Origin of the sequence: Stenotrophomonas maltophilia R551-3, from assembly GCF_000020665.1 — a bacterium.
GTDB lineage: Bacteria > Pseudomonadota > Gammaproteobacteria > Xanthomonadales > Xanthomonadaceae > Stenotrophomonas > Stenotrophomonas maltophilia_L.
The window spans coordinates 4,032,764-4,052,970 of the sequence record NC_011071.1; the positions used below are offsets into that span (position 1 = coordinate 4,032,764).

18 protein-coding genes are annotated in these 20,207 nt (G+C 67.7%); 11 read left to right on the top strand and 7 right to left on the bottom strand.

The window, feature by feature from the left end; translation table 11 throughout:
- Window positions 1-18 precede the first annotated feature (18 nt).
- Window positions 19-1,140 carry a glycosyltransferase family 4 protein gene (locus SMAL_RS18180; protein ID WP_012512219.1) on the top strand — a complete coding sequence of 374 codons (1,122 nt, stop codon included), beginning with the start codon at window positions 19-21 and terminating at the stop codon, window positions 1,138-1,140.
- Here SMAL_RS18180 and SMAL_RS18185 read toward each other — a convergent pair.
- The 5 genes from SMAL_RS18185 to def all read right to left on the bottom strand — a co-directional run bounded on the left by SMAL_RS18185 (window position 1,113) and on the right by def (window position 7,157).
- Window positions 1,113-2,402, bottom strand: a complete 1,290-nt coding sequence (locus tag SMAL_RS18185) for an O-antigen ligase family protein (protein WP_006395824.1) — start codon at window positions 2,400-2,402, stop codon at window positions 1,113-1,115. The genes SMAL_RS18180 and SMAL_RS18185 overlap by 28 nt on opposite strands.
- A 117-nt stretch (window positions 2,403-2,519) precedes the next feature.
- Complete coding sequence (locus SMAL_RS18190) at window positions 2,520-4,241, bottom strand: ArnT family glycosyltransferase (protein ID WP_012512220.1); 1,722 nt, start codon at window positions 4,239-4,241, stop codon at window positions 2,520-2,522.
- A gap of 23 nt (window positions 4,242-4,264) precedes the next feature.
- Window positions 4,265-5,596: a 16S rRNA (cytosine(967)-C(5))-methyltransferase RsmB gene (gene rsmB, locus SMAL_RS18195; protein ID WP_012512221.1), complete on the bottom strand. Its 1,332-nt coding sequence runs from the start codon at window positions 5,594-5,596 to the stop codon at window positions 4,265-4,267.
- A 3-nt stretch (window positions 5,597-5,599) separates the two neighbouring features.
- Entirely contained in the window at window positions 5,600-6,523 is a 924-nt protein-coding gene (fmt, locus tag SMAL_RS18200; protein WP_006395830.1) for a methionyl-tRNA formyltransferase, read from the bottom strand.
- Window positions 6,524-6,644: 121 nt separating this feature from the next.
- Window positions 6,645-7,157: a peptide deformylase gene (def, locus tag SMAL_RS18205; protein ID WP_006395832.1), complete on the bottom strand. Its 513-nt coding sequence runs from the start codon at window positions 7,155-7,157 to the stop codon at window positions 6,645-6,647.
- A gap of 126 nt (window positions 7,158-7,283) precedes the next feature.
- On the opposite strand from def, the gene SMAL_RS18210 reads away from it, so the two are divergent.
- From SMAL_RS18210 to SMAL_RS18250, 9 genes are all read left to right on the top strand, one after another.
- Window positions 7,284-8,417, top strand: a complete 1,134-nt coding sequence (locus tag SMAL_RS18210) for a LysM peptidoglycan-binding domain-containing protein (RefSeq protein WP_006395834.1) — start codon at window positions 7,284-7,286, stop codon at window positions 8,415-8,417.
- 130 nt (window positions 8,418-8,547) lie between these two features.
- Window positions 8,548-9,675, top strand: coding sequence for a DNA-processing protein DprA (gene dprA / locus SMAL_RS18215; RefSeq protein WP_012512222.1), 1,128 nt, complete (start codon window positions 8,548-8,550; stop codon window positions 9,673-9,675).
- Window positions 9,676-9,718: 43 nt separating this feature from the next.
- Complete coding sequence (locus SMAL_RS18220) at window positions 9,719-10,192, top strand: DUF494 family protein (protein ID WP_005411195.1); 474 nt, start codon at window positions 9,719-9,721, stop codon at window positions 10,190-10,192.
- 39 nt (window positions 10,193-10,231) lie between these two features.
- A complete protein-coding gene (locus tag SMAL_RS18225; protein ID WP_012512223.1) occupies window positions 10,232-10,990 on the top strand; it encodes a pilin in 759 nt (252 codons plus the stop codon).
- 49 nt (window positions 10,991-11,039) lie between these two features.
- Window positions 11,040-11,972, top strand: coding sequence for an RDD family protein (locus tag SMAL_RS18230; protein WP_006395961.1), 933 nt, complete (start codon window positions 11,040-11,042; stop codon window positions 11,970-11,972).
- A 192-nt stretch (window positions 11,973-12,164) separates the two neighbouring features.
- Complete coding sequence (locus SMAL_RS18235; RefSeq protein WP_012512224.1) at window positions 12,165-14,639, top strand: DNA topoisomerase I; 2,475 nt, start codon at window positions 12,165-12,167, stop codon at window positions 14,637-14,639.
- Between the two features lie 131 nt (window positions 14,640-14,770).
- Window positions 14,771-15,361 (top strand): L-threonylcarbamoyladenylate synthase type 1 TsaC, encoded by a 591-nt coding sequence (gene tsaC, locus SMAL_RS18240; RefSeq protein WP_012512225.1) that lies wholly within the window; start codon window positions 14,771-14,773, stop codon window positions 15,359-15,361.
- A 43-nt stretch (window positions 15,362-15,404) separates the two neighbouring features.
- Window positions 15,405-16,094, top strand: coding sequence for a hypothetical protein (locus SMAL_RS18245; RefSeq protein WP_012512226.1), 690 nt, complete (start codon window positions 15,405-15,407; stop codon window positions 16,092-16,094).
- 35 nt (window positions 16,095-16,129) lie between these two features.
- Window positions 16,130-16,870, top strand: coding sequence for a hypothetical protein (locus SMAL_RS18250; protein ID WP_012512227.1), 741 nt, complete (start codon window positions 16,130-16,132; stop codon window positions 16,868-16,870).
- 93 nt (window positions 16,871-16,963) lie between these two features.
- On the opposite strand, the gene SMAL_RS18255 is transcribed toward SMAL_RS18250, so the two are convergent.
- Entirely contained in the window at window positions 16,964-17,740 is a 777-nt protein-coding gene (locus tag SMAL_RS18255; RefSeq protein WP_012512228.1) for an SDR family oxidoreductase, read from the bottom strand.
- Between the two features lie 111 nt (window positions 17,741-17,851).
- On the opposite strand from SMAL_RS18255, the gene SMAL_RS18260 reads away from it, so the two are divergent.
- Window positions 17,852-18,064, top strand: a complete 213-nt coding sequence (locus SMAL_RS18260) for a hypothetical protein (RefSeq protein ID WP_012512229.1) — start codon at window positions 17,852-17,854, stop codon at window positions 18,062-18,064.
- Window positions 18,065-18,178: 114 nt separating this feature from the next.
- Here the strand turns inward: SMAL_RS18260 and sppA are convergent, their stop codons facing one another.
- Window positions 18,179-20,101, bottom strand: a complete 1,923-nt coding sequence (gene sppA / locus SMAL_RS18265) for a signal peptide peptidase SppA (RefSeq protein WP_012512230.1) — start codon at window positions 20,099-20,101, stop codon at window positions 18,179-18,181.
- Window positions 20,102-20,207 lie beyond the last annotated feature (106 nt).

Sequence of the window (20,207 nt, forward strand, 5' to 3'; positions counted from 1 at the left end):
TTGCCTGAAGATTCCCCCATGAAAATCCTGTACACCAACTTCCACTATGGCGACGGTGGCGGCCACACCACGTACATCGTGTCGCTTGCGCGTGCCCTGCATGGCCAGCACACGCTCCACGTCGCCGCGCCCGCCGACAGCCGCCTGCTGCGTACCGTTGCCGAGGAAGGCATCGCCACCGCCGTGCCGATGGCCTTCGGCAGCGGCCTGCCAACCCTGCCGCAGCAGCTGGCCGAACAGCGCGCGCTGCGCCGGCGGGTCCGCGACGAAGGCATCGATCTGGTCCACGTCAACGGCGCGCGCGATCATCGCTTCGTGATGCAGGGCCTGCTCGGCATGCGTCGCCCGCCGATCGTGCTGACCAAGCACAACAGCAAGCCCACCAATACGCTGGGCAATGCCTTCCGTGCGCGCTGGGCCACCGACCGCGTGATCGCGGTGTCAGCCGACACCAAACGCCTGCTGGAACAGGGGCCGTACCGGCGCTGCCCGATCGACGTGGTCCGCAACGGTGTCGATCTGGAGCGCTACTCGCCGCTGCCCGCCGGAAGCGGCCACGCACTTCGCCAGCAATGGACGCGGGACCCGCTGGCGCTGGTGCTGGTCAGCAACGCCGGTACCGACGACTACAAAGGCTGGATCGACCTGGCTCAGGCCATCGTCCTGCTCCCCGACGCGGTCCGGCCCCATGTGCACATGGCGGTTGCCGGCCATCTGCCCAGCGCACAGCAGCGCGAACAGGTGCAGGCCCTGGGTGAGGTCGCCGCGCAGGTGCACTTCACCGGCCTGCTGGGTGATACCCGCGCGCTGATCGCCGCCGGTGATGCTGGCTTCGTGCTGTCCAACGACATCGAGACGATTTCCTTCGCCTGCCGCGAGATGATGGCCAGCGGCAAGCCGATGCTGGTCAGTGACTACGCCGGCCTGCCGGAGAACATCGAGCAGGGCGTGGACGGCTGGGTCGTACCCACCCGCGATGTCGCTGCGATCGCAGCGCAGGTGCAGGCAATGTACGAACAGCGGCACGCCCTGCCGACGATGGGCATGGCCGCGCGTCGCCATGCGCAGGCCGAATTCGGCCTGCAGACCTTCGCCGAGGCCACATTGGCCAGCTACGAGGCGGTGCTGGCGGCGTCCTGAGTTCCACTGCGCGGTTCGGACAGGGCCAGCAGCAGGGCCACCCAGGCGGCGTAGAACGAGGCGGTGCGCATGTCACGCAGCATCATCTCGGTGACGCCGAAGACGGCAAACGCCACGCAGATGCTCAGGCCCGCCGCAGCATGCAACCGCGATCGTTCATCACCACGCCACAGGCGTGGCAGGAACACCAGGGCGGGCGCCAGGTACACCAGCACCAGGCCCAGCCCACCCAGCACACCGTAGGTGGCCAGGAAGTACAGCAGGTCGTTGTGGGTCTCGCCGAAGTCACGCGCGACCATCGCCGAGACCTTGCCCTCGGCGGCCAGCCGCTCCAGCTCCCTGCGGAAACGATCGCCGCCACCGACACCGAACACGGGCTGCTCGCGGATCATGTAACCCGCCGCGGTCCACAGCTGCAGGCGGATGCAGACCGAGGTGTCGGCCAGATGGTCGGCACTGCAGTCGCCATACTCGTTGACACCGGCATCGATGCGATCACGCAGCGCGCCATCATGGGTGGCCATGACCCCCACGCCGGCCGCCAGCACCAGGCCCAGCAGGATCTTCATGCGGCCCAGCCGACGGCCCATCACCAGCAGCCCGATCAGCAGGAAGCAGGGAATCGCCAGCAGGCCGCCACGGGTCTGGGTCCACAGGAATGCGATCAGGCCGAGGATACCGGTAAGCAGCTTCAGCGTTGCCTCGATCCTGGTGAAACGGGTCACCGGCAGGCCCAGCGACAACAGGCTCAGCACACCGAACAGCAGGGTCAGATCGCCGTAGGTCACCGCGTTGAACTGCTGGGTCGCAGGCCGCACGCCGGTTTCCAGCGCCAGCCAGCCGATGATCGCCGCTGCCGACCACACCGCCGGCAAGGTTCCCAGCAAAGCGCGGGAGAGAATCGCGCGCGGCACCCGCAATGCAGCGAACAGGATCATCAGCATCGACAGCAGCCGCGCCGCCTTCTCCACTTCCGAGCCCTTCCAGATGCCGTGAACCGCCAGGCTGGTCAACACGCCGATCAACATCACCGCCATGCCCGCAGCCATCCAGCCATAACGCCTGGCTGAGCCGGGCAGCAGGGCCGGCGATGCCGAAGGCGTCAACAGCAGGATGATCGACAACAGGATCGCCAGGTAGAAGCCGGCGCTGCCGCCCTCCATGGTGATCATCAACAGCGTCGGCAACGCACCCAGCACCAAGGTGTAGGCGCCAGCCAGAAGGCCGGTGGTGCGGGTGTTGGGCGGGGAAAGCGGGATCACGTGATGCGGTCGGCGGGTCGGTAGCGGAAAACCGGCACGGTGCCGGGAGCGGTGCCCATTCTAGGCCAGAGCGCCCTGCCGGTTGCCGCATTCCCGCCCTGTTTATGCTTCATTCGTTCAGTCCTCATCGGGCGGGCCCTGCAGGCGATACTCACGCGCCAGCTCCGCCCTCGTCGGCGTGCACGAGCCAACCACCGCCCCGGCGGGGACCAGCCACCAGCGGCGACGATTGGAGATACCGGCCACCGCGGCCCGCGAACGGTCGACGCACCCCTGCAGCGCGTCTTCATTCACCAGCAGCCAGCGACGATGCGGCGCCAGTCGCTGCCAGCGCACGGCGGCCTGCAACTGCGCGTGCCAGCGGTCCTCGAAGCCGAAGGTCGCCGCCGGGCGATCGGCCATCAGCAGATTCTGCTCCTTCCAGGCCACCAGCCCCAGTTGCGCCTCCGGACCGATGCGCACACCGACCTCGCGCATCAGACCGCGCGCGGAGCTTGAATCGTTCAGCAGCGGGTAGCCGATCAGGCTGTACAGCACCCAAGCCACGGTCAGGGTCGAAACCAGAGCGAGATGGGCACGACGTCGCCCGAACACCCACACGCTCAGTGCCGCCCAGATCCCCATCGCCAGCACCGCCCATGCCAGCGCATCGGTGGTACCGGGCAGCAGCCCGCGATCCAGGGCCAGGCGCAGCTCGTAGCCCGGCTCGCCCAGCAGCGCCAGCGCCCCGACCAGCGCCAGGCCTGCCGCCAACAACACCGTGAACACGCCAAGCACGGCCTGCACATCGCGCCGTCTCAGCAGCCCGGGCAGCAACGGCGCCAGCGCCAGGCAGAACATCGGCAATGCCGGCAGGATGTAGACATCGCGCTTGCCATGGGGAATCGAGAAGAACAGCACGACCAGCAACCACCAGGCCAGCGGCAGCAGGTAACGTGAATCACGCCGCCGCAGGCGCCGGCGCCAGGCGGGAATCGCCCATGGCAGCGCCAGGAATGCCGGGATCCACATCGACGGCATCACACCGAAGAAGTACCACCATGGCTGGTGATGGTCCCAGGACTGCGTGTAGCGACGCGCCGTCTGCCGGAACAGGATGTCGTCAATGTAGGCACGGTACTCGTCCGAGCCGGTGCCCAGCCCGGCCAGCAGCATCGGCACCAGCCACAACGACACCGCCAGCAGGAAGGCCAGCGGCGCCAGCCAGTAGCGCCCATCGCGCGCGTGCAGGGACACACGGGGCCAATGCAGGGCCGAAGCAATGGCGGCCGGCACGATCATCAGCAACGCCAACACACCCACGCCCTTGGTGATCACCCCGATGCCGGCGAAGAACCAGCCCAGCCACCACCAGCGCCAGGCCGGGCCCAGCAGCAGGTGGCGCAGCAGGCCATAGTTGGCCAGGGTGATGAACAGCATCACCAGCGGATCGATCTGCGCCTTCTTCGCCTGGAAGGTGAAGTGCAGTGCGAACAGCAGGGCCCAGCCCGCGTACAGCCCGACCTGCCGCGTCCACAGGCGGCGGCCGAGATCGACCACGCACCACAGCGTGCCCAGCGCGGCCAGCAGCGAAGGCAGCAGGAACGCCACCCGCCAGTGGCCGACCAGGCCGTACAGCGTGGCCTGCCACCACATCAGCATCGGCGGCTTGTCCGCGTACAGTTCGGTGCCGCGATGCGGGAACAACCAGTAACCACTGTCGACCATCTGCCTGGCCACCAGCGCGAAACGTGGCTCATCCGATGGCCACGGATCACGGAGGCCCAGGCCAGCCCCCAGCACCAGCAGGGCCATCACCACCAACAACCACGTCTGGCGCGACGCGTGGGTTTTCAGCATGAGACTCGAAACGGCAGCGGGGGTCAGGCTGTTTTTAGCAGACGCGCGTAGAAGAAACCGTCAGCGTCGTTTTCACCCGGCAGCCGCTGGCGTGCCACCCCTTCGCAATCCACGCCGAACGCGTCGCCGAGCGGCTGCGCCACGGCATCCGGATGCCACTTCAGGAACGCGCGCACCTGATCGATGTTCTCGGCGCGCAGGATCGAACAGGTGGCATACAGCAGCACGCCGCCCGGGCGCAGCATCGACCAGCAGGCTTCCAGCAAGCGCGCCTGCACGCCGACCAGCGCGTCGATGTCCTCGGCACGGCGGTGGAACATCACATCCGGCTGGCGGCGGATCACGCCGGTGGCCGAGCACGGCGCATCCAGCAGGATCGCGTCGAACGGCACGCCATCCCACCATGAACCGGGATCACTGGCATCTGCGGCCAGGGTCTGTACGTGCTCACCCACGCCGGTGCGGATGTAGGTATCGCGTGCGCGCGCCAGGCGGCGGGCATCGATATCCAGTGCCAGCAGGCGCAGGCTCGGATCGCGTTCAAGCAGATGCGCGGACTTGCCACCGGGTGCCGCGCAGGCATCCAGCACGCGCGCACCAGACGCCGGCGCCAGGGCATCTGCCGCGCATTGCGCCGACAGGTCCTGCACCGACAACGCGCCTTCGGCGAACCCCGGCAGCTGGTTCACCGCAACGGGAACCGCCAGCCGCAACGCATCTGCACTGAGCGTACTTGCTTCGGCAGCGATGCCGGCTTCGGCCAGCGCTGCCAGTGCCTTGTCACGGCCGCCCTGCTGGCGGTTGGCGCGCAGCCACAGGGGCGCCGGTTGCAGGCTGGCGCTGAAGATCGCGTCGGCCTGTGCCGGCCAATCGCGTTCCACCGCATCGGCCAACCATTCCGGGAAGGCGTCGCGTGCGGGCTGCTCCGGGAAACCCTCGCGCTGTGCGCGGCGCAGGATTGCGTTGACCAGGCCGGCCTGGCGCTCGCGGCCCAGCGCGCGCGCGGCATCGACCGTGGCCGACAGTGCCGCATGCGCAGGCAGCTCCAGCACGTCCAGCTGGGCGAACCCGACCATCAGCAGCGTGCGCAGGTCGGCATCGCGGGCCGACAGCGGCTTCTGCATCCAGCCCTGCAGGGCAGCGTCATAGGTGCTGCGACGGCGCAGGACCGCGAAACACAGCGCTTCCAGCAGTGCGCGGTCGCGGCTGTCAGCCAGCTTGGGCAGCGCCCAGGCCAGTTCGGCCTTCAGCGAACGGCCACGGGTGAACACCTGTGCCAGCACGCGTGCGGCCAGCATGCGCGTGGCCGCGCCCGGCGCCGCCTTGGCGACGGAGAAATCGTTCTGCTTCGACACCGCTTATGCCCCCACGCGCAGGTCGCGGCGGGCGTTGAGGTAGTCGGCGGCGGTGATCGCCTTGCCACCCTCACGCTGCAGCACGCGCAGGCGCAGCGCGCCCTGGCCGCAGGCGATGTCGATACCGTCGCGGCTGGCCGCCAGCACCGTGCCCGGCGCCTGGCCATGGGCCAGATCCAGCGCCACTGCGCCATGGATGCGCACGCGTTCGCCAGCCAGGCTCGCCTCGGCGATCGGCCACGGGTTGAACGCGCGCACGGTGCGCGCCAGCGCGCCGGCATCCAGTACCCAGTCCAGCCGGGCCTCGGCCTTGTCCAGCTTGTGCGCGTAGGTCACGCCCTGCTCCGGCTGCGGCCGCGCGACCGGCTTGATGCCCGCGCGCAGCAGGCCCAGGCCATCAGACAGCACCTGCGCGCCGAGTTCGGCCAGCTTGTCGTGCAGCTGCCCACCGGTATCGGTGGTGGCGATCGGGAGCTCCTGGTGCAGCAGCACCGGGCCGGTATCCAGGCCAGCCTCCATCTGCATCAGGCACACGCCGGTCTTCGTATCGCCGGCCTGGATCGCACGCTGGATCGGCGCGGCACCGCGCCAGCGCGGCAGCAGCGAGGCATGCACGTTCCAGCAGCCATGGGTCGGAATGGCCAGCACCGCCTTGGGCAGGATCAGGCCGTAGGCCACCACCACCATCAGATCCGGTTGCAGGTCGCGCAGCTGCTGCTGGGCGGCCTCGTCCTTCAACGACTCGGGCTGGTAGACCGGAATGCCACGGGCCACGGCTTCAAGCTTGACCGGCGACGGCGCCAGGCCACGGCCACGGCCGGCGGGGCGATCAGGCTGGGTGTAGACAGCGACGACCTCGTGATGGCGCGCGGCCGCGCGCAGCGACGACACCGCGAATTCCGGCGTACCGGCAAAGACAATCCTCATGGCTACCCCACTTGCAGGATGGATTCGTGCAGGAAAGAAAAACGGCGCCGTCGGCCGGCGCCGTACAGCCCGCGCGTGCCGCGCAGGCACGGGCCACCCCAAGGGCGGCCCGGATTGGCGATCACGCCACGTGCTTGCGCTGCTTGGCCAGCTTCTTGCGCACCATCTCGCGCTTGAGCGGCGACAGATAGTCGATGAACAGCTTGCCGTCCAGGTGGTCCATCTCGTGCTGGATGCAGGTGGCCAGCACTTCGCCGGCCTCCAGCTCCTGCTGCTGGCCATCACGGTCCAGGTACTTCACGGTGATGGTGTCGGCGCGGGTCACGTCGGCGAAGATGCCCGGCACCGACAGGCAGCCTTCCTGGTACACCCGGCCCCCGTCCTTGGCGACGATTTCCGGGTTGATGAACACATGCGGTTCATTCTTTTCTTCACTGACATCGATGACCATGAAGCGCTTGTGCACGTCCACCTGGGTGGCGGCCAGGCCGATGCCCGGTGCGTCGTACATGGTCTGGAACATGTTGTCGACCAGTTCCTGGAAGGCCGGCGTGGTGACTTCGGCAGCGTCGATCAACGCAGCCTTGGTACGCAGGCGCGGATCGGGGAACTCGAGAATGGGGAGAAGAGCCATGGCAGTTTCCGGATTGGGGGCCGGCACGCCGGCATACGTCGCAGATTCTAGCTGCAACGCTTGCCTTGCGCCCCGGTTTCTGGACTATAGTGCGCGGACCTGTTGGGGAATCAGGGCTTCACACCTATGTTGCTTCGTTTTCGTACGGTCGTCGCCGCGGCGATGCTGACCGTGGCTGCCTATGCTACCGCCGTGGAAGTGAATGGCGGGCACCCGGACACCTATGTGGTCCGAAAAGGGGATACGTTGTGGGATATCGCCGCACGTTTCCTGCAGAAGCCGTGGCTGTGGCCGGAGATCTGGCAGGCCAATCCGCAGATCGCCAATCCGCACCTGATCTATCCCGGTGACGTGCTCAGCCTGGCCTATCTGGACCGGGTGACCGTGGCAGCCCAGCCCGGCCCGCGCCAGGAGGCTCCGATCGACGCCATTCCGCTGGCCCAGGTCGAGCCGTTCCTGAAGCAGCTGAGCGTGGTCGACAGCATCGAGCAGCTGCCCCAGGTGGTCAGCCTGGAAGACAGCCGCCTGCGCGTTTCCGGCGGCGATACCGCCTACGTGCGGCTGGCTGACGCCCAGCTGGGCCAGCGCTGGGCCGTGGTCCGCCCGACGGTACGCTATGCACAGCCCAAGCCGACCGAGGACCTGTCGGCCAATGGCGACGTCACCCCGGGCAGCGGCAACCTGTGGAAAGCCTACAGCGCACCGAACGCGCGTCGCGGCGTGCTCGGCTACGAGCTGGCCCAGCTTGCCACCGGCACCATCACCCGGGTTGCCGACGGCAAGGTCGAGGCCTCCACCCTGGTGCTGGACAAGAACGTGGGCGGCCGCGAAGTGCGTGTCGGCGACCGACTGGTCCCGATCGAGGCGAAACCGTACGACCTGCAGTTCGTGCCGCATGTACCGGCTGCGGGTGTCGAAGGCGTCGATGTGCGCGTGCTGGCTGTCACCGACATGTTCACCGCCGGGGGCCCGCGCGACGTGATCGCGATTTCGGCCGGTCGTGCCCAGGGCGTGGACAACGGCACGGTGTTCTCGCTGTGGCGGCCGGGCCGCCATGTGGCGCACCGCATGAAGTACCCGACCTCGTCACGCATGGACGACTCGCTCAGCAGCGGCGCCGGCCGGGTCTCGCTGCCAGACGAATATGCTGCGCACGCGATGGTGTTCCGTACCTTCGACAACGTCAGCTACGCGCTGGTGATGCAGGGTGTGAAGCCGGTGCGCGTGGGTTACAACGCCCTGCACCCGGACGCGAAGTAACCAGTCCCGGGTTGCCCGGCCACTGCAGGTAGTGCCGGCCGCTGGCCTGCAGACACCTCCGGCAAAGTCTGACAGCCACATGCGAAGGCGCCCTAGGGCGCCTTTGTTGTATGCACTCGATAGTGGGGGGATGACCAACCAAGCTGACGAGGCGCTGCTGCGCCTGTTGATGGCAGGCGGCGCGCTGGCGCCACGGCGGGCCCTGCTGCAGGCCGCAGGCAGCGCGGAGATTGCGATCGCGCAGGGCGCCGCGAACTGGCGCGCGCACGGCTGCACGCCGGAACAGTGCGCGGCACTGGAGCGCCCCGATACGCGGACCTGGGCGACGGGCCTGCGCTGGCTGCAGGGCGACAGCCAGCATCTGCTGGCCTTCAGCGATCCGGCCTTTCCTCCGTCCCTGCTGGACGTCCCCAACCCGCCGCTGGCACTGTTCGTGGCCGGCGACCCCAGCCTGGCCTGGCGCCCGTCGGTGGCGCTGGTCGGCAGCCGCTCGCCGACACCGGGCGGACGCGCGCTGGCAGCCCGGTTTGCCGGCTGCTTCGTCGAAGCCGGGCTGGCGGTGACCAGCGGGCTGGCCGCGGGTATCGACGCCGCCGCCCACCTGGCCGCGCTGGAGGCCGGCGGTTGCACCGTGGCAGTGATCGGCACCGGCCCCGACCGGGCCTACCCGGACAGCCATGCCCGGCTGCAGGCGCGGATCGCCGCCGAAGGCGCGGTGCTCAGCGAGTACCTGCCAGGCACACCGGCTCGTCCAGGTCACTTCCCTGCGCGCAACCGGCTGGTGGCCGGGCTGGCGCTGGCCACGGTGGTGGTCGAAGCAGCGCAACGCTCCGGCGCACTGATCACGGCCCGCCTGGCCGCCGAGGCCGGACGCGAGGTCTGCGCCCTGCCCGGCTCGGTGCTCAACCCACGCGCGGCGGGTTGCCACCGCCTCATCCGTGAAGGTGCCGCGCTGGTCGAGCGCCCCGAGGAAGTGCTGGAGCTGCTGGCCCCGGCCCTGCGCCAACAGCTGCCGGGCTTGCAATCGCGGCTGGCCACCCCCACTGAACAGGCACCGCCGGCGCTCCTGCCGGCGCGCTGGGCCGACGACCCTGACTACCAGTGCTTGTGGCGGGCCCTGGACCACAACCCAAGCGGTATGGATTCACTGATCACGCGCTGTGGATTGACGGCGTCACAGGTGTCCTCCATGCTGCTGGCCATGGAACTGGCGGGAATCGTGGTGTGCGTACACGGCCGCTACTGTCGAACTCCCTAGTTTCTTCACCTCCACAGCGTCGCGCGACGCAGGCCGAGGGGCAATGAAAGAGAGCATCCTGGACGTACTGCTGTACCTGTTTGAACACTATTTCAGCGAAGATGCGGACCTGATCCGTGACCGCGATTCGCTGCAGAACGGCCTGATCCAGGCCGGTTTCAGCCCAACCGAGATCAACAAGGCGTTCGACTGGCTCGACGCCCTGGCCGCGCAGCGGCCGAGCGTGGCCCAGGCGAGGGTCGATGGCCCCGTGCGCGTCTATCACGGTCCCGAGCTGGACAAGCTGGACGTGGAATGCCGTGGTTTCCTGCTGTACCTGGAACAGCACGGCATCCTCGACGCCGACCAGCGCGAGCTGGTGCTGGACCGGGCCATGGCCCTGGACCAGGACGAACTGGACCTGGATGACCTGAAATGGGTCGTGCTGATGGTGCTGTTCAACCAGCCCGGTTCCGAAGCGGCCTATGCCTGGATGGAAACGCAGATGTTCATGGACGAGCCAGAACCCCTGCACTGACCGTACACTTGGGGGCATAGCGCATTCAGGAGCGTCCCCGTGAGCGAGTGGTTCCACGCAGAAGGCAACCGGCAGCAAGGCCCGCTGCCGGCGGAACAGTTGGTCGAGTTGTTCCGCAACAACCAGATCTCCCTGGACACCCTGGTCTGGCGCGACGGGCTGCCGCAATGGCAGCCGTTGCGCACGGTCGTCGACGAACTCGGCCTGATCGTACCGGCACTGGATATCCCTGCGGGCGCCGCCGAACCCGAGCCGGAAGCGGTGGCGACAGCGCCGCCTCCGCCGCAGCCACCCGTGCTGCCGCCGTCCACACCCTATGCCACCAGCACGGCGACGACGGCCCTGCCGCCTCCGAAAAAGAAACTCTCCGGCTGCGCGCTCACCGCCATCATCGGCGGCGGCCTGCTGCTGGTCCTTGTGCCGATCATTGCGATCCTTGCCGCGATCGCCCTGCCGGCCTACAACGACTACACCCTGCGTGCCAAGGTCGCTGGCGCGGTGACCGTGCTGCAACCGCTGAAGGACCAGGTCCAGCATTTCGCCGATGACGAAGGTCGTTGCCCGGGCGCCAACGACGCCGGCTTCCCGGCACCTGGCGACTTCGCCCATGCCGGCCTGTCGGCGGTGAACATCGGCCGCTTCAACAACGGCCATTGCGGTATCGAAGCCACCCTGGCCGTGCCCGGCAAGAGCATCGACGGCGACCTGCTGTGGCTGGAATACGACCGCGACAGCGGCCGCTGGGAATGCACCGGCGAAAGCGACGACAAGTACCTGCCGCCGTCGTGCCGCGGTTGAGCCGCACGCACGCCAGCCCCTCCAAGGACGACCCAACAGGGAACATGCAATGACTGAGTGGTATTACGCCGAAGGACAGCAACGCCAGGGCCCTCTGCCGGTCCAGGAGATCCGCCAGCGCTTCCAGCGCGGCCAACTGAACCTGGACACCCTGGTCTGGCATGAAGGCATGGCGCAGTGGGCTGCGCTGCGCCAGGTGGTCGACGAGCTCGGACTGCAGACGCTGGCCGATGCCAGCACTGCCACCGGCAGTGGCGGTTTCGACCTGCGCGGCGACTATGCCGCCATCGACAACGGCACCGCGCCGCTGCCCGGCACCGGCGCCATCAGCAGCTCGCCGTACAACGCACCGGCCGCCGCCGGTACCGCCGGCCATGTACAGCCAGTGATGGGCGGCGAAGTGATCTACGCCGGTTTCTGGAAGCGCGTAGCGGCCTACATGATCGACTACTTCGTGCTGGTCATCCCGGGCAGCATCATCGGTGCCATCCTCGGCGTGGTCCTCGGCGCCAGCATGGGTGCGGTCGGCAGTGGCGAATCGTCCATCGAAATCGTCGCGCAGCTGGCCAGTGCGTTGATCAACCTCGGCATCGGCATGGCCTACTACACCTGGTTCCATGCCTCGCGGGGCGGTGCCACACTGGGCAAGATGGCGGTCGGCATCAAGGTCGTGCGCGGCAACGGCGAGCGCCTGACCAAGGCCCGCGCCTTCGGTCGCTACTGGGCCATGCTGCTGAGCAGCTTCACCCTCGGCATCGGCTTCCTGATGGCAGCGTTCACCGAGCGCAAGCAGGGCCTGCACGACATGATCTGCGACACCCTGGTGGTCGACCGCTGGGCCTATACCGACCAGCCGCAGCTGCAGCGTCGGGAACTGGGCACGGTCACCATCCTGGTCCTGGTCCTGACCGCCCTGCTGTCGCTGGCGGGCCTGGTCCTGCTGGTGGCAGCGGTCGGCTTCATCGCCAAGATGGCCTCATGAACGACCATCCTCACGCCTCGCTGCTTGACATGGGCTGGCCGGGCGTGATTCCTCTAATAAGGTGAAACCTGAACGCCCGGCACACTACCGGGCGTTCAGTTTATGGATTTGCCCGTGGCCGCTTCACTAATGCGGCCGTTTGCTCCACCCTAGCGGCCCCTTCCCCCGGTCCGCCCACAGACCTTTCCTGACATGCCCAAGCACCTGCTCATCGTCGAATCGCCGGCCAAGGCCAAGACGATCAACAAATACCTCGGCAAGGACTACACCGTCCTGGCCTCGTATGGGCATGTGCGTGACCTGATTCCGAAGGAAGGCGCAGTCGACCCGGACAACGGGTTCGCCATGCACTACGACGTGATCGACAAGAACGAAAAGCATGTCGATGCGATCGCCAAGGCCGCCAAGAGCGCCGACGACATCCTGCTGGCGACCGACCCGGATCGCGAGGGTGAGGCGATCAGCTGGCACATCGCCGAGATCCTGAAGGAACGCGGGCTGGTCAAGGACAAGCCGATGCAGCGCGTGGTCTTCACCGAGATCACCCCGCGCGCCATCAAGGAAGCGATCAGCCAGCCGCGCGCGATCGCCAGCGACCTGGTCGATGCCCAGCAGGCGCGCCGCGCGCTGGATTACCTGGTCGGTTTCAACCTGTCGCCGGTGCTGTGGCGCAAGGTACAGCGCGGTTTGTCCGCCGGCCGCGTGCAGAGCCCGGCGCTGCGCATGATCGTCGAGCGCGAGGAAGAGATCGAAGCCTTCATCGCCCGCGAGTACTGGTCGATCGCCGCCGAGTGCGCGCACCCGTCGCAGCACTTCAACGCCAAGCTGATCAAGCTGGACGGGCAGAAGTTCGAGCAGTTCACCGTCACAGATGGCGACACCGCCGAGGCGGCCCGCCTGCGCATCCAGCAGGCCGCGCAGGGTGCGCTGCACGTCACCGACGTGGCCAGCAAGGAGCGCAAGCGTCGCCCGGCACCGCCGTTCACCACCTCCACGCTGCAGCAGGAAGCCTCGCGCAAGCTCGGCTTCACCACCCGCAAGACCATGCAGGTGGCGCAGAAGCTGTACGAAGGCGTCGCGATTGGTGACGAAGGCACCGTCGGCCTGATCTCGTACATGCGTACCGACTCGGTGAACCTGTCGCAGGATGCACTGGCCGAGATCCGCGACGTGATCGCCCGTGACTACGGCATCGCCTCGCTGCCGGACCAGCCCAACACCTACCAGACCAAGTCGAAGAACGCCCAGGAAGCGCACGAAGCGGTGCGCCCGACCTCGGCACTGCGCACTCCTGCGCAGGTCTCGCGTTACCTGACCGATGACGAGCGCAAGCTGTACGAACTGATCTGGAAGCGTGCAGTGGCCTGCCAGATGATCCCGGCCACGCTCAACACCGTCAGCGTCGATCTGTCGGCCGGCAGCGACCACGTGTTCCGCGCCAGCGGCACCACCGTGGTGGTGCCCGGCTTCCTGGCCGTGTACGAAGAAGGCAAGGACAACAAGAGCGCCGAGGACGAGGACGAAGGCCGCAAGTTGCCGGCGATGAAGCCCGGCGACCGCATTCCGCTCGAACGCATCGTCGCCGACCAGCATTTCACCCAGCCGCCGCCGCGCTTCACCGAAGCGGCGCTGGTGAAGGCGCTGGAAGAGTACGGCATCGGCCGTCCTTCCACGTACGCCTCGATCATCCAGACCCTGCTGTTCCGCAAGTACGTGGAAATGGAAGGCCGCAGCTTCCGCCCGTCCGATGTCGGCCGCGCGGTGTCCAAGTTCCTGTCCAGCCACTTCACCCGGTACGTGGACTACGATTTCACCGCCAAGCTTGAGGACGAGCTCGACGCCGTCTCGCGCGGCGAGGAAGAGTGGATCCCGCTGATGTCGCGCTTCTGGGAACCGTTCAAGGAACTGGTCGAAGACAAGAAGGAATCGGTCGATCGCGCCGAGGCCAGCGGTGCCCGCGAACTGGGCACCGACCCGAAGACCGGCAAGCCGGTCAGCGTGCGCCTGGGCCGTTTCGGACCGTACGCGGCCATCGGCAGCACCGCCGAGGACGCCGAGGAGAAGCCCAAGTTCGCCTCGCTTCGTCCGGGCCAGTCGATGCACACCATCACCCTGGAAGACGCGCTGGAGCTGTTCCTGATGCCGCGTGCCCTGGGTGAAGACAAGGGCGAGGACGTCAGCGTCGGCATCGGTCGTTTCGGCCCGTTCGCCAAGCGTGGCAGCACCTATGCCTCGCTGAAGAAGGAAGATGACCCGTACACCATTGACCTGGCCCGCGCCGTGTTCCTGATCGAAGAGAAGGAAGAGATCGCGCGCAACCGGATCATCAAGGAGTTCGAGGGCAGCGACATCCAGGTGCTGAACGGCCGCTTCGGCCCGTACATCAGCGACGGCAGGATGAACGGCAAGATCCCCAAGGATCGCGAACCGGCGTCGCTGACCCTGGCCGAAGTACAGCAGCTGATGGAAGAAACCGGCAAGCCGGTGCGCAAGGGCTTCGGCAAGAAGGCCGCGGCCAAGAAGGCACCTGCGAAGAAGGCGGCGGTGAAGAAGGAGGCGGCACCGAAGAAGGCCGCCGCCAAGAAGGCCCCTGCCAAGAAAACGGTGAAGAAGGCTGCCGCGAAGAAGGCGCCAGCCAAGAAGGCCGTCAAGAAGGCCGCGAAGTAGATCCACGCCCTGCGTGGATAAGGGGTAGTGCCGGCCGCTGGCCGGCAACCCCCAGAAGCATCAGATGCCGGCCAGCGGCCGGCACTACCAGGGTGCCTGGTTCCACCCTATCTGCACGCAGCGGGGGGATAATGAAGACCCACGCCGGGCCGGTCGCCGCCATGAAAGAACTCACCCTGGACTCCGCTGTCGCCTCGCTCCGCGCAGGCGGCGTGATTGCCTATCCGACCGAAGCGGTCTGGGGCCTGGGCTGCGATCCCTCGCACGAAGCCGCCGTGCACATGGTGCTGCGGCTGAAGCAGCGCCCGATCGAGAAAGGCATGATCCTGGTCGCCGCCGAGCTGGCGCAGCTGGAAGGCTGGGTGCGCCTGCAGGCATTGCCCGATGCCCGCCAGCGCGCGGTGCTGGCCAGCTGGCCCGGCGCCAACACCTGGATCCTGCCTGCCGGCCCACGCGCCCAACTGTGGATTACCGGCGAGCACAGCGGCATTGCCGTGCGCATCAGTGCCCACCCGCTGGTGGCCGCGCTATGCCGCGCCTGGGGTGGCCCGCTGGTGTCCACCAGCGCCAACCTGGCCGGCGAACCACCGGCACGCAGCCGCGAGGAACTCGACCCACGCCTGTTGCGCCTGCTCGACGGCATCCTCGATGGCGAGACCGGCGGCCTGGCCCAGCCGACGCCGATCCGCGACGCGCTCAGCGGCAACGTGCTGCGCTCCTGAGCCGGCGATTGCACAGCCACCGACAATCGCGCACCCTGCCGCCATGAACCTGCTGCGTGCCACCTTGGGCCTGAGCCTGCTGCTGCCTTGGACGGCACCGGCCGCCGAGGACGTGCGCGTATACCGCTGCGTGGCCAGCAACGGTGCCGTGGCGCTGCAGGACACGCCCTGCAACAGCGGCCGCCAGGAAGTGCGCGACCTGCAGCGTCCGCGCGATCCTGCGCCGCGTGTGGTGCGCAGTGACGCCACGCCATTGCCGCCCAGCGAAACCCCGGTCATCCGCGAGCGCGAAGTACGCCACGTCTACATCCAGCCGCCGCAGCCGATGTACGAGTGCGTGGCCGAGGATGGCCGGCGCTATACCAGCGACAACAACGACGGCAATCCGCGCTGGGTCCCGTTGTGGACCAGTGTCTGGCTGCCGCATGGGCATCGTGGCCCGGCCTATCCCGGACCGCGCCCGGCCTTCGGTACACCGGTCGGGACCCCCATCGGTGAAGGCGCGGGTTATCGTCCGCCCTCGGTGGGCATGGGGGTACAGGTTCCGGCCGGCAGCGTCCTGGTGCGCGACAGCTGCCATGCGCTGCCACCGCAGGAAGTCTGCGCGCGCCTGCGTGACCGCCGCTGGGAACTGGACCGCCGCTACAACAGCGCGCTGCAGAGCGAGCGTACGGCCATCAGCAACGAACAGCGCGGCATCGACGCACGCGTGTCGCGCGACTGCCAGCGCTGAGCGCCAACCACCTTCGCAGCCTGTACGCTGTGTGCATGAAAAGAGTGATCTGGCTGGCCCTGGTGCTGCTGCCCGGCAGCGCACTGGCCGAAGAGGGCGTGATCTACCGTTGCACTTCCGGCAGCAGTGACGTCCCTACCCTGCAACGCACCCCCTGCCCCGCCGGCAGCAAACAGCAGGTGCTGCGCGTGCCCGATCCGTCCAGCACGCAACCCGCGGCGGTTGCAGCGTCCCCTGCACCTGCACCGGCCCTCATCGAAGCGCCCACGCTCGCAGCGTCCGACCCCATCGCGGCGCCTGAGGCCACAGCAGCCCCGCGGCGCGCCGACGAAGGGCGCACGATCATGGAAGCGGGCATGGTCGAACGCGAAGGCGGCGACCTGATTCTCGACAGCGCCACCTTGCGCCGCGATGCTGATGCCCAGGCCGCCAAGGACGCGTCATCCAAACCACCACCGCCATCGATCTTCCAGTGCAACGACAACCAGGGGAGTGGCTACCTGCATGAATATGAGGCTTCACCCGGGCGTTGCGAACTGTTGACGGTGCAGGGTCTTGGCGGGGTCACGCCGGAGAATGCAGCCAGCTGCGAAGTGGTACGTGATCGCTGCGAGGAACTGCCCGAAGCGCAGCGGTGCGGCGGCTGGCAGCAGCGCTTCCGCGATGCACGCGGCCGCGAGCGTTTCGCCGCACCGGAGAACCTCGACGGCGCACGCAGCGAGCGCGAGCGGCTGCAGGGCGTGCTGGAGGCCAGCAACTGTCCTGTGCCGGGGTGACGGCCACCCGGTAGTGCCGGCCGCTGGCCGGCAACTGCAATCATCTGAAGATCCTGCGGTTGCCGGCCAGCGGCCGGCACTACCACCTCATGATCAGAACCCGTAGCGCAGGAAACCACCATCCACCGCGATGCACTCACCGGTGACATAGCTGGCGGCCGGCAGGCACAGGAAGCCCACGGCCGCAGCCACTTCCTCCGGCTCCCCGATGCGGCGCATCGGCGTGCGGTTGATCACTTCCTCGTAGTAGTCCGGGTCCGACAACGGGCCGGACGTGCGCCGCGTGCGGATGTACCACGGCGCCACCGCGTTGACCCGGATGCCATCCTCGGCCCACTCGACGGCCAGGTTGCGGGTCATCTGGTGCATCGCCGCCTTGCTCATGCCGTAGACCACGCCGCTGCGCACATGGGTCAGGCCGGATACGCTGCCGACGTTGACGATGGATGACGAGGCATGGCGTGCCAGCAGGGGGTGCGCGTAGCGCGACAGTTCGAACGCAGAGAACAGGTTGGTCTCGAAGATGTTGCGCCACTCGTCCTCGGAATACTCGGTAGCCGCTTTGCTGATGTTGCCGCCGGCGTTGTTGACCAGGATGTGCAGGCCATCGCTATGGTCTTCCACCCAGTCCAGGATCTGCCGGCGGTCTTCGTCATCGGAAACATCGGCAGCCAGCGCGTGCACCTGCATCTGCGGATACACATCCAGCAGCTCGTCGCGCGCGGTCTCCAGCATGTCGATATCGCGCCCGACGATCATCAGGTCGGCACCGAAGCCAGCCAGTTCATGCGCGATCGCAAGGCCGATTCCGGCGCTGGCGCCGGTGATCAGGGCGGTCTGGCCGTCCAGGCGCCACCGTTGCTGGGTCATGTGTCCTCCGGGGCCGCGCCCGCTGTGTTTCGATGCGGCAAGGATACGCGCTCACGGCAGCTCCCTGCCCGGAATGCGACACTGCACGCACGCCCACTGCGGAGAGCCGCCATGCGCATCCTGATCGTGTCCACGTCCCTGCTGGCCGCCGTGCTGCTGGCGGCGTGCCAACGGCCGCCGACGCCCAACCCGGAGAAGCCACCGGCACCGCAGGCAATGACCCGTGCGATGCATGAGCCGCTGGACCGCGCCAAGAGCGCGCAGAAGGCCGTGGAAGATGCTGCCGCACGCGAGCAGAAGGCCGAGGCCGACGCGACGCAATGACCTGTGGGGTCAGAGCCCTTTGCGGAGCAAAGGGATCCGACCCCATGAACGAGAACGCCCGGCCGGGGCCGGGCGTACTCAGTCGATCCACGCCATGCGTGGATGGACTTCCGATCAGAACCCGCAGAAGCAGTACGCCAGTGCCTTCACCGGCGCGCCGTTGCCCTTGTCGCGGGCCGCGTTCTCGACGAAGCGCAGCTGCGTATCCACTTCCGGCATCGCACGCGCCAGCATCATCCGCGCCATGCCCGAGTCGGACAGCATCCAGGCACCGGCACGGCTGCCAGCGAAGCCGCTGACGAACTGCGCGAACGGCGTTGCCGCCTTCTCGATGTAACGTACGCGATAGGCATCGGCCTTGCCCAGCTTGGCACGGCTGGCGGCATCGGCCACCGCATCCTTCAGGCCACCGAAGGCGTCGACCAGGCCACGTTCCTTGGCCTGCGCACCGCTCCACACGCGGCCACGGGCCACTTCGTCGACCGCCTCGACCGGCTTCTTGCGGGCGTCGGCAACGCGACCGGTGAAGTCGGCGTAACCCTTGTTGATCACCGACTGGATGACCTGGCCCACCGCCGGGTCCATCGGGCGGGTGACGTCGAAGGCACCGGCGAAGCGGGTCGTGCCGACGCCGTCGGTGTGCACACCGATCTTGTCCAGCGCGCGGCTGAAGTTCGGCACCATGCCGAAGATGCCGATCGAACCGGTGATGGTCGACGGATCGGCGTAGATGCGGTCGGCATTCATGCTGATCCAGTAACCACCGGAGGCGGCCAGGTCGCCCATCGACACCACCACCGGCTTGCCGGCAGCCTGCAGGGCCACCACTTCGCGACGGATCTGCTCGGAGGCGAACACCTCACCACCCGGCGAATTGACGCGCAGCACCACGGACTTCACGTTCTCATCGTCACGCGCGGCACGCAGCAGTGCCGAGGTCGACTCGCCACCGATGCGGCCGGCCGGCAGGTCGCCACCGCTGATCTCGCCGGCGGCCACCACCACCGCCACCTGCGGACGCGAGTCCACCGGGTTGCGGCGCGCATCGAGCTGGCCCAGGTAGCTGCCGAAGTCGACGTTGCGGAAACCACCGTCGGCATCGTCGTCAGCCACGCCGCGCTCGATCATCAGATCCTCGAACTCCTCGCGGGTCTTCAGCGAGGTCACCAGCTTCTGCTGCAGGGCGAACTTGGCCAGGTCGCCACCGGCGGCGGAGATGCCTTCCGGCAGCGTGTCGATGCCGGCGGCCAGCTGTGCCGGATCCAGGCGGCGGGCCTTGGCGATGTCGCCCAGGTAGCGCTGCCACACGTCGTTCATCCAGAACAGATCGGCTTCCTTGGATGCCGGCGAAGCGGCGTCGAGCACGTACGGCTCGGCGGCGGACTTGTACTCGCCCACCTTGAACAGGTGCACGTCCACGCCCAGCTTGTCCTGCAGGCCGGTGCGGAAGTACTGGCGGTAGCGGCCCAGGCCCTCGAGCACCACCGACCCCATCGGGTCCAGGTAGACCTCATCGGCCTGCGCGGCCAGCAGGTACTGCGACTGGCCCATGCTCTCGCTGTAAGCCACCAGCTGCTTGCCGGATGCACGCAGGTCCTGCAGCGCAGCGGCCACTTCACGCAGCGACGCGAAGCCCGACGGCTGCAGCTTGTCCAGCTCCAGCACCACGCGCTCGATCTTCTTGTCTTCCTTGGCCGACTCGATCACCCGCAGCAGGTCACGCAGCTGGATCTCTTCGGCACCGTTGTCGCCCACCGCTTTGGCCAGTGCGCGGCTGACCGGGTCAGCGCTGAACTGCTCGACCAGGCGGCCTTCCGGCGCGATCACCAGGGTGGTGCGGTCCTGCAGCGATTTGCTGGCACCGGCACCCATGCCGGCGGCGATGACGAACATCACCAGCAGCAGGAACAGCAGGCCGAAGAACACCAGGTTGAGGATCAACCGGCGGGTGAAATTCATGACGTCCCACAGCCCGATGAAGAAACTGGCGACGGGGTTGCGACGCGCCGGGGGCAGCGGGGGCACGGGTTGATTCATGGAACGCTCCGGAAGGCTTCTTGCCGTACTGCCAGCATAGCCGGTGCCGCGTGATGCGGCATCGGACACAAGTCAGGGGATCGCCCGCCACGGGTCGCCGGGGCGG